The organism is Caballeronia sp. SL1002 (assembly GCF_057814995.1).
In genome coordinates this window covers 735,278-749,385 of record NZ_JBYMUW010000003.1, presented here as the reverse complement: position 1 = coordinate 749,385, position 14,108 = coordinate 735,278, and the positions used below count along the sequence as shown (strand labels likewise).

Here is a 14,108-nt window from a genome sequence, read left to right as displayed (position 1 = left end):
TCTGGTGCATGGCTGAAATGATCGCATCGCCGCTCGACGGGAATCGACGAGCAGATTCGACAGGACCGACTTTAGGATCGATAAAATCGCCGGCATTGCACCAAACCGAAAAAAAATAGAAGAAACGCGACACGTTCGCAGAACTCGGGCGCGCGCTTTTATACTGGGTCCATCAGCGGTCTGAGGGAAGCGCATGGCTACAGAGAAAACACCGTCCGATGGCCGGAAACTTGTCGACCGGCTCGACCGCGCCCGGTTGAAACGGGACATCAGCCCTTCCCGCGCAGGCGCCGAACTCAACATCGGCTTTCTACTCTGGCCGAGCTTTCCGTTGCTCTCCCTGGCCGGCTTCTGCGACGCATTGCGCCATGCCGCGGACCTCGGGGACCAGAGCAGGCCTATCCGGTGTACATGGACGCTGCTCGGCATGTCCGACACAACGGTGGAAGCGAGTTGCGGGGTGGCCGTGCCCGTCCGGGCGATAGACGGTTCGCCTCGTCAATTCGATTACCTCGTCGTGATCGGCGGCCTTCTGCCGAAACTCGACCAGGTCGAGCGGCGTTACTGGGACTATCTGCGCGAGGCCGACGCGAGCGGCGTGCCATTGATCGGACTGTGTACCGGCAGTTTTGTACTGACTCAAGCCGGCCTGATGCAGGGTCACGTCGCGTGCGTCCATGCGTTCCATCTGGAAGACTACAAAACGATGTTCCCGAACATGCCGGTCGTCGCCAATTCGGACTATCTGATCGATGGCAACCGCATCACGTGTGCCGGTGGGGTGTCGGTCCTTGAACTGGCAACGCGTTTGATCAGCCTGCATTGCGGCCCGGACAGAGCGTCCAAGGTGGTCCATCAGATGACGGTCAGCCGTCTGGCCGGCACGTCGTTCGTGGAACGCCGCAAGGCGTTAGGCTATCTCGCGGTAGGTGATTTGCTGGTGCGGCATGCGATCGTGCTGATGGAAGAAAACCTGGAAGCGCCGCTTAACATCACGGTGATCGCGAAGATGGCCGGGACGAGCGTGAGGCAACTCGAACGCAACTTCCTGACCGAAACAGGGATGTCGCCGAAGGAGTTTTATCGGACAATGCGACTTCGCTACGCGCGCTGGCTGCTGCTCAACACTACAAAGCGCATCACGGTAATCGCTTACGAATGTGGCTTCGCCGACTCCGCGCATTTTATTCGCGGCTTCAAGGAAATCTATGGCGTCACGCCCGGCAAACTGCGGGCTTCGCTAGAGGTCCGTTTGGCTTGAGGCAACGGACCGGCCTCGGTCACACGAGGGGAATGTAGATGTCGGTTTGCCATTGGTCCTGCGGCGTTTCGGGGAAGACGCTCAGGTAATGGAAAAACAGGGGATGGTCGCGAAGTTCTTCCCCGCTTGCCGGAAGCCAATCGCGATAGATCGGATAGATCGTCTCGCCGATGTGGTCGGGCGATCCCGAATGCCGGACCACTGCGCATCGGCCGCCCGGAATGACGAGTTCGCGGATGCCGTAGGCGTTCGGTGCTACCGGCTCGTCAATTTCGCCGCAGATGTCGAAGCGAAATGCATCCGCCGGCGTGGTGTCGGGGTTATTGCGCGGAATGCCGAAGGTCTTGCTCGACGCAATCGGCGATTGCCCGCTTTGCTTCCGCCAGTCGATAAACTTCCGTACGCTCTCGTTGACGAGCCCAGGCGATCCGCAGTGCTCGAACGCGGCGACGCGGGTTTCGGGAAAATCGAAAATTTGCACTTGCATCGTGAGCTTCCTCGAAAGATAAGGGACGATAAAAGTCGCGCTCCAGATCTGCCAGTTCGGCTCCTGCCGAAATGAACTCGGCGACGTACCGAACGCGCGCTTGAACGCCCGGCTGAAGGCTTCCGGACTGTCGAAGCCCGCCTCGAACGCGGCATCGAGCACCGAGCAGAATTCGCGTGAAGCCAGCCGGTGTGCTGCGTGACGCAAGCGCGTCAACTGGACGAAGCGTGCGACCGGCATGCCGACATAGGCGGCAAACTGTCGATGAAAATGGAACTTCGAGAAGTTTGCGATACGGCTTAGCGCGTCGACGGACAGGTCGCCCTCGATGTTCGTCTCGATGTACGCAAGGACGGTATCGAAGCGTTTCGTGTAAGCGCTAGTGGCGTCAACGTGAGTTTGCATGGTCTGGATCTGGATCGTGCGACTTGCATTATGGTCGCTCACCGTTGCGGCTTCGCGCCTAGCCGCTCTTGCTCAATCACAGACGCCTGCCCGACACGGCTCAATTCGCGCCCCAAAGTGGGCGGCTCGCTCCTACGGCCGCGCGCATGTTGCGCCGGGGTTTAGCGGATACGGCGTTAGCCGTGAACCTCATCGCCGAGGGGGACTCTGTAGTCGGCCGTTGCGAAGGCGGAGGTACACATACCGGTGCGGCATTCAGCGACTTCCTCGTGGGATCGCTGCCCGCCGCGACCGGACGGACAATGCGCTTCACTGGCACGACCGTGCTCCGGCTCAGCGGTGGCAAGATTGTCGAAGAGGGATATCGCCAGGCAGGACGTTTCGATTATTCAGTCTCGCGCAGCGTGCTCTATCGCAGACTCGTGGAAACGATATCCATCGGGTTCAGTAAGCGGCGCGACGCGCGCCGCTTACTGCGCCGTTATCAAGCTTCACGCGGAGAGAATGTCCTGCGACTGGATGCGCTTCACGCCCGCCCGTTCCATCGCCTTCCACGCGGCTGCGAGCGAGCCGTTCAGGTCGATCGCGCGGGTCGCGTCTTCGATCACGTACGAGGCGAAACCGGCGCGGCGCGCGTCCATCGCCGTCCAAGCGACGCAGAAGTCGGTGGCGAGCCCAGTTACGAAAACCGTGTCGATATGCCGCTGCTTCAGATAGCCAGCGAGACCGGTTTCGGTCTTGTGATCGGCTTCCTCGAAGGCGGAATAGCTGTCCATGTCCTTGTGGAAACCCTTGCGGATGATGACCTGCGCGGTCGGCAGGCGCAGGTCCCGGTCCAATGCGGCGTCGTCCGTGCCCTGCACACAGTGGTCCGGCCACAACACCTGCGTGCCGTATGTGAGCTTCGTGGTCTCGAACGGTTTCTTGCCCGGATGCGAGCTCGCGAACGAAGCGTGTCCCGGCGTGTGCCAGTCCTGCGTGATGACGATATTTTGGAACCGTTCCGCGAGTTGGTTGATAACCGGCACGACCTTCGCGCCGCCCTTGACCGGCAACGTGCCGCCGTCGATGAAGCAGTTCTGCACGTCCACCACGATCAGCGCGGACCGGCCGTCCGGCTTGATCGGCTTCGTAGCCGACGCTGCGATAGCGCTCACGGACCGAAGCCCGAGCAGCTCGATCGCGCCAAAGGCGGCAGCCGACTTGACGAGCATCCTGCGACGATTTTCTTGCACGGCAACGCCTCCAGTTCGTTCGGGACCTAGATGATAAAGGCGCCAAATTCATTTGCCACGGCGCGCCCGCGCCTCGGGTTGACCGTTCGATTTACGGCTTGCGGCGCCCGCTTCGCCGCAGCCACGACCCGATTCCGCGCACTACGGGTCATCCCTGATTGTGCGGTGAAAATCACGAGTTTATCTTCTACATCATACGTATGACCTAGAGAGATACTTCGATGGCGACCCTCCACCGGCAGGTTCTGAACCAGATGGGCGAACAGATTTGCTCCGGCAAATTCGCGCCGGGCGAGATTTTGCCTGCCGAACCCGTACTCGCCGAGCAGATGCAGGTGAGCCGCATCACGATCCGCGAGACGATGAAATCGCTCTCCGCCAAAGGCATGCTCGAAGTCCGCCGCCGCTACGGCACGATCGTGCTTCCGCGCTCGCAATGGCAACTGTTCGATCCGGACGTCATCACGTGGCGCGCGCGATCGGGAACGCTCGACCCGGGTCTCATCGAGGACCTGATGGAACTGCGGCTGATTATCGAGCCGAACGCCGCCAGGCTCGCCGCCAAGCGCGCGACAGACGACGACCGCAAGGCCGTCCGGCGCGCGTTCAAGGCCATGGAACGCGCGGTCGCGGGCCACGGCGAATACGTTCCCGCCGACCTGGCTTTTCACGGCGCGATCCTCACCGCTTGCCACAACCAGTTCGTGCAGCAGATGCAGAACGCGTTGTCGGCGATTCTTCGGACGAGCTTCGAACTCAGTTCGGAAATCGCGGGCGGACCGGCACGCTCGCTACCGATGCACGAAGCGCTTTGCATCGCGATCGAGCGAGGCGATCCGGAAGCCGCGGAACAAGCGGTCCTCACGCTCATCCGTCGCGCCGAAAAGGACTTCGAGGATCGCGCTGCGCTGAACAACGCCGCAAACGAGAAGCCCGTCTGACGCCTTAAGCATCTCAACCGAAACACCATTCATCGCGACCGGCCAACCGGCCGCGAGGGGCGCACTCGCGCCTCCAATCGACCCGACAAGACACGACACGACCCGAAACGCGAAAGGAATACGCATGACATCTTTATTCGATTTGAGCGGCCGCACGGCGCTCGTCACCGGCTCGGCAAGAGGCATCGGCTTCGCGCTGGCCGAAGGGCTCGCCGTTGCGGGCGCCAACGTGATCCTGAACGGCACGCGCGCCGATACCGTTGCCGAGGCGGCTGGCCGGCTCGAAAGCAAGGGCTTCAAGGCGCAGGGCCGCGCGTTCGACGTCACCGACGAAGCCGCCGTCGCCGACGCATTCGCGCAGTGGGACAAAGACGGCGTGCAAGTCGACATCGTCATTAACAACGCGGGCATTCAGTTTCGAAAGTCCCTTGTCGAACTCGAACTCGCCGACTGGCAGCGCGTGATCGATACGAACCTGACGAGCGCGTTTGTCGTCGGACGCGAGGCGGCGCGGCGCATGATCGCGCGCGGCACGGGCGGCAAGATCATCAACATCGGGTCGCTGACGAGCGAGGGCGCACGCGCGACGGTCGGCGCCTACACGGCGGCGAAGGGCGGCATCAAGATGCTCACGCGCGCGATGAGCGCCGAGTGGGCGTCGTCGAACATTCAGGCGAACGCGATCGGTCCGGGCTACATCCTCACCGACATGAACCAGGCGCTGGTCGACAACGCCGCCTTCGACGCGTGGGTCAAGAGCAGCAATCCCTCGCAACGCTGGGGCAAGCCGGAAGAACTCGTCGGTACGGCGGTGTACCTGTCGTCGCAGGCATCGAGTTATGTGAACGGCCAGATCATCTATGTGGACGGCGGCTGGCTCGCCGTGCTCTGAACTCAAGACTTCGCGGGAACAAGAACAACAGCCTGTACCCAACCCATCGTACGCAGCAACGATCCGGAGACATCATGGAAAGCGTCAAACCCGTGGCACCTCAAAGATGGTGGTATCTGATGCCCATCATCTTCATCACTTATAGCCTCGCCTATCTCGATCGCGCGAACTACGGCTTCGCGGCGGCCGCCGGTATCGATAAGGATCTCGGCATCACGCACGGCATGTCGTCGCTGATCGGCTCGCTGTTCTTTCTCGGTTACTGCCTGTTCCAGGTGCCCGGCGCGATCTACGCGCAGCGCAACAGCGTGAAGAAGCTGATCTTCTTCAGCCTGATTCTGTGGGGACTGTGTGCGGCCGCGACCGGCATGGTCAGCAACATTCCGATGCTGATGGTGCTGCGCTTCACGCTCGGCGTGGTGGAAGCGGCCGTGATGCCGTCGATGCTGATGTACATCAGCCGATGGTTCACGCGCACCGAGCGTTCGCGTGCCAACACGTTTCTGATTCTCGGCAATCCGGTGACGGTGCTGTGGATGTCGGTCGTCTCGGGCTATCTGGTGCATAGCTTCGGCTGGCGCGAGATGTTCATGATCGAAGGCGCGCCGGCGATCATCTGGGCGATCGTCTGGTGGTTCACGGTGAAGGATCGTCCCGCCGATGCACCGTGGATGAGCGATGCCGAAAAGACCGAACTCGCCGCGCGCCTGAAGGCCGAGCAGGCGCACATCGCGCCGGTGCGCGACTACAAGACCGTGTTCCGTTCGTCGATCGTGCTCAAGTTCTGCGCCATTCACGCGCTGTGGAGCATTGGCGTCTATGGCTTCATCATGTGGCTGCCGTCCATTCTGAAGCAGGCCTCGACCATCGACATCGTCTCGGTCGGCTGGCTCGCCGCCGTGCCGTATCTTGGCGCGATCATCCTGATGCTGCTCGCCTCGTGGCTCTCCGACAAAACGCGCAACCGCAAGCTCTTCGTGTGGCCGCTGCTGCTTGTCGGGACCGTCGCGTTCGTCGGTTCGTATCTGCTCGGCAGCACGCACTTCTGGCTCTCGTTCGCGTTGCTGGTGATCGCCGGTGCGTCGATGTATGCGCCCTACGGACCGTTCTTCGCGCTCGTCCCGGAACTGATTCCGAGCAACGTACTGGGCGGCGCGATCGGCCTCATCAACGCATGCGGGGCGCTCGGCGCATTCTGCGGATCGTGGGTCGTCGGCTATCTCAATGGCGCGACGGGCAGCCCTGCCGCCTCGTACATCTTCATGGCGGCCGCCCTGCTGCTCTCGGTCATTCTGATGATCACCGTCCCCGCGCGTTCCGACGAGCGCTCGAACCGCGACGCGCCGCTTGCCGTGGGCCGCACTTAAGCGCACGTGACTCCCATCAAACAGACAGACACGATATGGCAACCCTCATTACCGATGTAAAGGTCGTCCTGACCGCGCCGGAAGGCATCAATCTGATCGTCGTGAAGGTGGAGACGAATCAGGCCGGCCTGTATGGCCTTGGATGCGCGACGTTTGCTTATCGGCATGTCGCGGTCAAATGTTTGATCGAGGAATATCTGCGGCCGCTTCTGATCGGCCGCGACGCCGAGGCGATCGAGGAACTCTGGCAGTTGATGCATCAGAACGCTTACTGGCGCAACGGACCGATCGAGAACAACGCGATCTCCGGTATCGACATGGCGCTATGGGACATCAAGGGCAAGATGGCGAACATGCCGCTCTATCAGCTCTTCGGCGGAAAGTGCCGCGAAGGCGTGCCGATTTATCGTCACGCGGATGGACGCGATCTCAGCGAATTGTGCGAGAACATCCAGCGATACCGCGAGCAAGGCATCACGCATATCCGTTGCCAAAGCGGCGGTTATGGCGGCGGTGGCTTCGGTCACGCGCCGTCAGGCGCACCGCAAGGCGCACTCGATGGCGTGTATCTCGACAGCCGCAAGTACATGCGTGACACGCTCAAACTGTTCGATGGTCTGCGCAGCAAAGTGGGCTTCGACGTCGCGCTGTGTCACGACGTGCATGAACGGCTAAAGCCTGTCGAAGCCATCAGGTTCGCGTGCGAACTGGAACAGTACGACCTCTTTTTTCTCGAAGACGCGATCGCACTCGAAGAAGGCGAATGGATGCGCCAACTCCGGGCGAAGACCACCACGCCGTTGGCTCAGGGCGAGCTATTCAACAATCCGTCGGAGTGGCGCTTTTTGATCACCGAACGGTTGATCGACTTCATACGCGTTCATCTGAGTCAGATCGGCGGCATCACGGCCGGCCGCAAGCTGCAGATTTTCGCGGAGCAGTTCGGCGTGCGGACCGCATGGCACGGCCCGGGCGATATGTCGCCGCTCGCGCATGCCGCGAATATTCACATCGATCTGGCGTCGCGCAATTTCGGCGTGCAGGAATGGTCGGGCACGGAGCCGCCGAACTTCGTGATTCAGGAACTCAAAGGACCGCGAGCCGCGTTGCTCGACGTGTTTCCCGGCCTGCCCGAGTTCAGGAACGGTCACGTGTATGCGAATGAGAAGCCCGGACTCGGCGTCGATATCGATGAAACCGAAGCCGCGAAGTATCCCTGCGAGCATACCGTTACGACCTGGACGCAAACCCGTTTGAAGGACGGCACGTTGCAGACGCCGTAGTTTTATAGCGATACTGGGGCGCGTCCGGCGTGCCGGGAGATTCTGGAGTCGTTACGGCGGTTTGCTGCGTGGGAAATTGCCTTCGATCCCGCCACCGCGAAACGCCGCTTTCGCATTTGTATGACCGACGCGAGTCACATCACGCTGCTGCCGCGGATCCTCGCGCACGTGCGTGCGCAGGCACCGGGTGTCCGTTTGGAAGCCGCGCGTATCGACGGCAATACGGAACGGGCCCTGGAGTCCGGCGAAGCCGATCTCGCCATCGGCCATGTGCCTTGGCTCGGCGGCGGGATATACCAGCAGCAGCTCTATATGCAGGACTGGGTGTGCCTGTCCAATGCCGGTCATTCGCGTCTGCGCGCGCGGCTCAGCGTCAAGCAATATCGCGCGGCCGGACATGTGGCGATTGCGGCGGGTACTGGCGCGCAGCTACTGGAAAAGGCGCTGTTGCGCGAGCAGATAGAGCGCGATGTCGTGCTGGAATTACCGGGCTTTCTAGGGCTCGGATCGATCATCAAGACGACCGATCTGATCGCGACCTTGCCTCGTAACATCGGCGAGACGCTGGCGAGAGTGAATGACGTCACGGTTCATCCGTGTCCGTTCGCGGTCGATGGCTTCGCGGTTCGGCAGCACTGGCACGCGCGCTATCATCACGAGGCCGGCAACCGGTGGTTGCGCGGCGTCGTGATGCAGTTGTTCGGAAACAGCGCCTGAGGAGGACGTACGCAAAGCCGGATTTTCAACGATGGCGACGTGCTTGTCGTCATGCAGTGCGTCCATCCTTCTGCAACCGATAAAGCACTTGCATTGCGTTCTCGGCCAGTTCGAGAGGAACAAAAATATGATCGTGGTACGCGCCCGCCACCACGTTGCAACTGATGCCGGAATGACCCAATGCGCTAGCGAATGCAGCGGTCAAACCCACTGCATCCAAGGCAGAATTCACGGTCAGCGTGATCCAGGCGCATTTGAACATCGGCGTCAAACCGTTGAGCGCCGCGTCCGTCTCACTCGTAATGACCGACAAGCCCTCGGTTTCTCTGATCGACGCGACGATGACGGCTGGGTCGATGGCATGTCCGTCCTTGACCGAAGCGAACACGAACGCGCCCGGATTAAGCGTCGGCTCCAACGATTTCAATAGAACGGATAGGTCGGAAACTGCGGTCATAAAAGCTCCTGTGCAGCGTTGTTTTTTCGCTCGGGCATCTGTAGGCTCGCTGCAATTCTACGAATGAAACGGCCTGCCTGCAGCGATATCCGCGTCTCCGTCGAAACTTGGCTATAGCCTGCACAGACTTGAGAGCGTCACGGCAGCGCATCTGTGGGCGTCGTTGGCCGCGAACAAAACCGTCTTCGCGTAGCAATCGGGAATACGCCGTAATCCGCAGGCATGCTAGGCTGCGCTGCATCACGCGCAACGTCCATTCAGCATGCTCAAAAACCTTTGGTATGTCGTCGCTCCATCGGCGGATCTCGGCGCGGCGCTCATGCCCGTTCAACTGCTCGGTCAGCCCTTCGTCGCCTTCCGCGACGAGCACGGCAACGCGCGTCTTCTCTCCGATATCTGCGTGCATCGCGGCGGCGCGTTGTCGGCGGGATCGAAGGCGGGTGGCGCGGTGCAGTGCCCGTATCACGGATGGCGCTTCGACGGCGACGGCGTCTGCACGCACATTCCGGCGCAACCGGATCTGCGCATTCCAGCGAAGGCGCGGGTCGATGCATATCCGGTCATCGAACGATTCGGCTGGATCTGGGCGTTCCTCGGCGATCTGCCCGAGCAAGAGCGGCCGCCGCTACCCGCGCTCGACTGGGTGAACGATCCGGCTGTGCGCGTGGTGTCGGGGCATTTCGATTGGCACGCGAGCTGGGACCGCGTGATCGAGAACGGGCTCGACTTCGCGCACGCGCCGTTCGTGCATGGATCGGCGTTCGGCGATCCGGACCGGCCCGAGATCGACGCCTTCGACGTTCGCACGGACGCGTGGAGCGGCGACGCGCTGATGACGATGCATCGGCCGCTCAGGAAGGGTCTGTTGCGCCGCGCGCCAAGCGGCGAACGCGTTGCTGTGGCGACGCGCCCGGGCTTTCACTTTTCGGGTCCGTGTTCGACGCTCGAACTCACGCCGCGCGCTGGCTGGAAGATTCACATCGTGTCGGCGCATGTGCCCGTCGCGGCGAACCGGACGCGAACCTGGTGGATGATGGGCCGCACGTTCCTGCGCTCGCCGCTCTTCGACCTGCAGACCATTCGACGCAATCTGCGCATCTTCGAGCAGGATCACGCTGTGCTTCGGCGCGTGCGTCCCGAGCGTGTTCCCGATGATTGGCAGCAGGAGGTGTCGGTTAAATCGGATGCGTTGCAGATCGCATTTCGGCGGCGACTGCATGAACTCGAAGCGCGCGGCTGGCGCATCGACGAAGCGCGCATCGAGCGGGAATATCGCGGACGTTACGCTTGTGCGATCCCGGGACCGGCGCGGCGCGAGACGGCCGCGTGGGCTATCGATCCGATACCGGTTGTTTCCATCAAGCCGGGCTCGGACTAGAACGCCAATCCGCAGCGCCCGCGTCGCTCGCCGCCACCCGCCCGCGATCCGCATCGTCGATCCGCTTGATCGTGCAGACCATTTCGACGAGCGCGAGCCGCCGCCAAAAAAGCAGGCGGCTTCGAATTCGTCGGCACCGACCCGGAATTTACGGGCTATTCCGTGGAAGTCGATTTGGCCAATGCCGAAGCGCTGCGGCCGGTGCGGCACTATACGGCGACTGGCATGTACACCTATGTGCGGCCCGGCACGCTTGCGATGGTCGCATTCGACGGCGGCGCGTTGCATCGTATCCAGCCGATCACGATGGAGCACGTGCAGGTGGTGCCGCGCCGCGTATCCGGGACGGATGCAACGTTGACGTATCTCGGGCTCGCGACCACCTGGACGGATCGCGTCTGCCAGGCAACCGCCTATCGCAAAGGACGCGTGCTGCTCGCCGGCGATGCGGCGCATATCCATTCTCCCTTGGGCGGCCAAGGGCTGAATCTCGGGCTCGGAGACGCACTCAACCCGGGATGGAAACTGGCCGCCGTCGTTCGAGGCGATGCACCGGCCGGTCTGCTCGACAGCTATTCGCTCGAACGGCATCCGGCAGGCGCCAGCGTTCTCGATTGGTCGTGCGCGCAGGTCACGCTCATGCGCCCCACTCCGAGCACGCGCGCGCTCGAAGCGATTGTCCGGGATCTTGTCGGGACGCCGGATGGTGCGACTTATTCTGCTGACCGCGTATGGGGCGTATCGCTTCGCTACGATCTAGGCAACGGTCATCCGTTGACAGGCCGCAGCGTGCCCGATTTCGAGCTGGTCGACGGGACCAGAGTGGGCAGCTTACTGCGCGACGGACGGGGACTTCTGCTGGATTTCGCTTCCAGCGCAACGCTTCAGACGCCAGCGAGCCGATGGCGGGAGCGCGTGGTCTATGTCGCGCCGGATAAAACATGCAATGAGGCCAAACCCGCACCTGGCAAACTTGTTCCCGAAACGGGCATTCAATCGAGCGCCTTAGAAGCCGTCTGCAGAGACGAATCGAAGTGGCCGCACTAATGAAGAAGTCCTCAAAGGCTCGCGTGCAACCCGGCCCATGCCATCTCAAGGTCAAGGTTCGCCCCGGACTCGCGTTGCCGAAACCGCAAGCGACTTCATGCCCAGCGCTTCCGCCTTGAGGACAAAATCGGCGAGCGAGCGCGACTCCATTTTCTTCATGGCCTGTCCGCGATGGATCTTGACCGTGATCTCGCTCAAGCTCATTTCGGCTGCGATCTGCTTGTTCATCAAGCCGCTCGCGACGAACCCCATCACTTCGCGCTCGCGCGGCGTGAGCAACGCGTACTTCCGCCGCAACTCCGCAACACCGCGATCCTCGTGACGGCGCGCGTCGTCTTTGGCGAGCGCGCCCGCCACCGCATCGAGCATGTCCTGATCCCGGAACGGTTTGGCCAGAAAATCGACCGCGCCGCTTTTCATCGCTTTGACGGTCATCGCAATGTCGCCGTGCGCCGTCATGAAGATGATCGGCACGCACAACTGCTCCGCGATGATCTGTTCCTGCACGGCAAGGCCGCTTTGGCCTTTGAGCCGCACATCCAGAATCAGGCAGCTCGGCACGTCGGGCATGTCAAACGAGAGAAAGTCCTGCGCGGTCGCGAAGGCCTCGACCGACAAGCCGACCGAGCGAAGCAGCATGCCAAGCGCCTGACGCATCGACTCGTCATCATCGACCACGTAGACGATCTGCTGGACCGCGGCCTGGGCGTTTTCATTGCTCATCGCAGGCTTCCTCTTCCAGCGGCAAAATGAACTGCACGAGCGCGCCCCGGCTTTGCCGCGATTCCGCCCAGATTCGGCCACCGTGCGCCTCGACGATGGACCGGCAAATCGACAGGCCCATACCCATGCCCTCTTTCCTTGTCGTGAAGAATGCATTGAACAGCCGCTCGACGTTCGCTTCGTCGATGCCGACGCCCGAATCCTCGACGATCACCTGACCATGATGTTCGTCGAAACGTTGCGTCGCAACGCGCAGGGAGCGCTTGCGCTCAGTGACGCCCGACATCGCCTGCATGGCGTTCATCAGAAGGTTGATGACCACCTGCTGCAACTGCACGCGATCCGCGCATACGTTCGGCGCGGGATGCGCATAGTCCGCTTCGATCTCGACATGCTGGGTCTCAAGCTCGCGCCGCACGAGTCCGATCGATTCTCTCACGATTAAATTCAGATCGACCACGACGGGATCCCGGTCACGCTTTTGCGCCATCGAGCGGATACGCCGGATGATGTCCGTCGCGCGCCGGGCATCGCGCGACATCATTGCGATCGACTGCGCGGCCTCTCCCACTTCGGGCGGCTCGCGGTTGAGCCAGCGCGTCGCGGCGTCGCCCGCCGTCGCAATGGCGGCCAGTGGCTGCGTCACTTCGTGCGCGACGGACGCCGCCAGTTCGCCAAGCATCGACACGCGCGTGACATGCGCCAGCTCGGCCCTCGAACGCTCCAGCGCTTCCTGCGCCTGCACGCGATCGGTGATGTCCATCAACGCGCCGACGTATTCCGTTTCCTCGGTACAGGACATGGAAAGTCGCGCGACGTAGTTGACATGGCGCACCGCGCCGTCCGGCATGTGCAGCCGATGAGTCACGTTGATTGAAGGTTCGCCCGCCATGCTTTGCCGATAAGCGCCCTCGACGACGGCCTTATCGGTGGCGTGCGTGCGGGCGAGAATCAGCTCGATGCTTGCGTGCGCGTCCGGCGCGTACCCGAAGATGCGGTAAGTCTCGTCGGACCACCACATCTTGCCGCTCGGCAGACGCGTCGCGATGCTGCCCGTATGGCTCAGACGCTGCGCATCGGACAGGAACGCCTCGCTGCGCTTGAGCGCGTCTTCGGCGCGCTGGCGCTCCATATCCATTCGCCTCGCTTCGGTGACGTCGTTATTCGTAGCGAGGATGGCGAGCGGCTTGCCGCGCCGGTCGCGTGAAAGCGTCCAGCGGCTCGACACGAACACCGTGTCGCCATTCTTGCGCACGCGCTGCAATTCGCCGCGCCAGCTTCCTTTCGTGAGCGTTTCCCGGCGGATTTCGTCGATAGGAATCGCGGCATGCGTTTGCGTGAGGAGGTGAATGGACTGACCGGTGGCTTGCCGCGAAGTCCAGCCGTAGAGTTGTTCCGCGCCTTGATTCCAGAAGGTGATGCGGTCGTCGAGGTCGTAGACGACAACCGCGTCGTGCGTGAGGTTGAGCAACTCGACTTGCTTGCGCAACGTTTCCGTGTTCGCCTGATTGCGCAACGCCAGCATCGACACCGTTGCGATCGCGAGCAGACTCACGACACAGCGCGCCGCCGACGCCACGGAATCTTGAGCGCTATGCGAGAGCACAAATCCCAGCACGGTCAGCATGACGCAAATCCAGATCACGGCAATCGTCATCCGGCGCGAGGCGCTTAACGCCACCAGCAAAAGAACGCCGACATACAGCACCGCGATCGCAATATCGAGCGGTGTGAATGCGTCGACAAGAAAGATGATGAGCGCCGCGATCGCTGCCAGGGAACAAAGCAGCTTGGCGTTGTCGCGAAACGCATCTTCTGCGGCGAGATCCAGCTTCATCGCAACCTCATCGAACGGGCCAGGGATAGCGGACCGCCTGCGGCCCGCTGATTTGAAGGCGCGATATTCCTGCGATCA

The 14,108-nt window shown here is 61.9% G+C and carries 11 protein-coding genes and 3 pseudogenes; 9 read left to right on the top strand and 5 right to left on the bottom strand.

Translation table 11 applies throughout. The features are described from left to right. The first annotated feature begins 193 nt into the window (after nucleotides 1-193). Nucleotides 194-1,261 (top strand): GlxA family transcriptional regulator, encoded by a 1,068-nt coding sequence (locus AC3D25_RS20810; protein WP_488890322.1) that lies wholly within the window; start codon nucleotides 194-196, stop codon nucleotides 1,259-1,261. Nucleotides 1,262-1,280: 19 nt separating this feature from the next. Here the strand turns inward: AC3D25_RS20810 and AC3D25_RS20805 are convergent, their stop codons facing one another. Then, on the bottom strand, nucleotides 1,281-2,153 hold the full coding sequence (locus AC3D25_RS20805) for an AraC family transcriptional regulator (RefSeq protein ID WP_488890321.1): 873 nt from the start codon (nucleotides 2,151-2,153) through the stop codon (nucleotides 1,281-1,283). 146 nt (nucleotides 2,154-2,299) lie between these two features. Between AC3D25_RS20805 and AC3D25_RS20800 the strand changes: the two are divergent. Beyond that, nucleotides 2,300-2,512 (top strand): annotated as a pseudogene (locus AC3D25_RS20800) (ester cyclase); the annotation flags it as partial. Between the two features lie 132 nt (nucleotides 2,513-2,644). Here AC3D25_RS20800 and pncA read toward each other — a convergent pair. After that, a complete protein-coding gene (gene pncA / locus AC3D25_RS20795) occupies nucleotides 2,645-3,367 on the bottom strand; it encodes a bifunctional nicotinamidase/pyrazinamidase (protein WP_488890496.1) in 723 nt (240 codons plus the stop codon). Nucleotides 3,368-3,609: 242 nt separating this feature from the next. Between pncA and AC3D25_RS20790 the strand changes: the two genes are divergently transcribed. The 5 genes and pseudogenes from AC3D25_RS20790 to AC3D25_RS20770 all read left to right on the top strand — a co-directional run. Then, entirely contained in the window at nucleotides 3,610-4,329 is a 720-nt protein-coding gene (locus AC3D25_RS20790; protein ID WP_488890320.1) for a FadR/GntR family transcriptional regulator, read from the top strand. Nucleotides 4,330-4,453: 124 nt separating this feature from the next. Further along, nucleotides 4,454-5,221 (top strand): SDR family oxidoreductase, encoded by a 768-nt coding sequence (locus AC3D25_RS20785; RefSeq protein ID WP_488890319.1) that lies wholly within the window; start codon nucleotides 4,454-4,456, stop codon nucleotides 5,219-5,221. A 74-nt stretch (nucleotides 5,222-5,295) separates the two neighbouring features. Then, on the top strand, nucleotides 5,296-6,588 hold the full coding sequence (locus AC3D25_RS20780; protein WP_488890318.1) for an MFS transporter: 1,293 nt from the start codon (nucleotides 5,296-5,298) through the stop codon (nucleotides 6,586-6,588). A gap of 35 nt (nucleotides 6,589-6,623) precedes the next feature. Further along, on the top strand, nucleotides 6,624-7,871 hold the full coding sequence (locus AC3D25_RS20775) for an enolase C-terminal domain-like protein (protein WP_488890317.1): 1,248 nt from the start codon (nucleotides 6,624-6,626) through the stop codon (nucleotides 7,869-7,871). Between the two features lie 30 nt (nucleotides 7,872-7,901). Then, nucleotides 7,902-8,588, top strand: a pseudogene (locus tag AC3D25_RS20770) (LysR substrate-binding domain-containing protein); the annotation flags it as partial. Nucleotides 8,589-8,637: 49 nt separating this feature from the next. Here AC3D25_RS20770 and AC3D25_RS20765 read toward each other — a convergent pair. Continuing rightward, entirely contained in the window at nucleotides 8,638-9,045 is a 408-nt protein-coding gene (locus AC3D25_RS20765; protein ID WP_488890316.1) for an ACT domain-containing protein, read from the bottom strand. 262 nt (nucleotides 9,046-9,307) lie between these two features. Here AC3D25_RS20765 and AC3D25_RS20760 point away from each other — a divergent pair, with 262 nt between their 5' ends. Together AC3D25_RS20760 and AC3D25_RS20755 are read left to right on the top strand one after the other, a co-directional pair. After that, a complete protein-coding gene (locus AC3D25_RS20760; RefSeq protein ID WP_488890315.1) occupies nucleotides 9,308-10,423 on the top strand; it encodes an aromatic ring-hydroxylating dioxygenase subunit alpha in 1,116 nt (371 codons plus the stop codon). 93 nt (nucleotides 10,424-10,516) lie between these two features. Further along, nucleotides 10,517-11,470 (top strand): annotated as a pseudogene (locus AC3D25_RS20755) (FAD-dependent monooxygenase); the annotation flags it as partial. A 51-nt stretch (nucleotides 11,471-11,521) separates the two neighbouring features. On the opposite strand, the gene AC3D25_RS20750 reads toward AC3D25_RS20755, so the two are convergent. Both AC3D25_RS20750 and AC3D25_RS20745 read right to left on the bottom strand, forming a co-directional pair. After that, complete coding sequence (locus tag AC3D25_RS20750; protein ID WP_488890314.1) at nucleotides 11,522-12,193, bottom strand: response regulator transcription factor; 672 nt, start codon at nucleotides 12,191-12,193, stop codon at nucleotides 11,522-11,524. Further along, entirely contained in the window at nucleotides 12,183-14,030 is a 1,848-nt protein-coding gene (locus tag AC3D25_RS20745) for a PAS domain-containing sensor histidine kinase (protein ID WP_488890313.1), read from the bottom strand. The genes AC3D25_RS20750 and AC3D25_RS20745 overlap by 11 nt, the downstream gene beginning before the upstream one ends. Nucleotides 14,031-14,108 lie beyond the last annotated feature (78 nt).

Excerpts from the sequence above, each read along its gene's own strand:
- AC3D25_RS20810 (WP_488890322.1), top strand. The coding sequence starts at position 194 with ATGGCTACAGAGAAAACACCGTCCGATGGCCGGAAACTTGTCGACCGG.
- AC3D25_RS20805 (WP_488890321.1), bottom strand. The coding sequence starts at position 2,153 with ATGCAAACTCACGTTGACGCCACTAGCGCTTACACGAAACGCTTCGAT.
- pncA (WP_488890496.1), bottom strand. The coding sequence starts at position 3,367 with ATGCTCGTCAAGTCGGCTGCCGCCTTTGGCGCGATCGAGCTGCTCGGG.
- AC3D25_RS20790 (WP_488890320.1), top strand. The coding sequence starts at position 3,610 with ATGGCGACCCTCCACCGGCAGGTTCTGAACCAGATGGGCGAACAGATT.
- AC3D25_RS20785 (WP_488890319.1), top strand. The coding sequence starts at position 4,454 with ATGACATCTTTATTCGATTTGAGCGGCCGCACGGCGCTCGTCACCGGC.
- AC3D25_RS20780 (WP_488890318.1), top strand. The coding sequence starts at position 5,296 with ATGGAAAGCGTCAAACCCGTGGCACCTCAAAGATGGTGGTATCTGATG.
- AC3D25_RS20775 (WP_488890317.1), top strand. The coding sequence starts at position 6,624 with ATGGCAACCCTCATTACCGATGTAAAGGTCGTCCTGACCGCGCCGGAA.
- AC3D25_RS20765 (WP_488890316.1), bottom strand. The coding sequence starts at position 9,045 with ATGACCGCAGTTTCCGACCTATCCGTTCTATTGAAATCGTTGGAGCCG.
- AC3D25_RS20760 (WP_488890315.1), top strand. The coding sequence starts at position 9,308 with ATGCTCAAAAACCTTTGGTATGTCGTCGCTCCATCGGCGGATCTCGGC.
- AC3D25_RS20750 (WP_488890314.1), bottom strand. The coding sequence starts at position 12,193 with ATGAGCAATGAAAACGCCCAGGCCGCGGTCCAGCAGATCGTCTACGTG.
- AC3D25_RS20745 (WP_488890313.1), bottom strand. The coding sequence starts at position 14,030 with ATGAAGCTGGATCTCGCCGCAGAAGATGCGTTTCGCGACAACGCCAAG.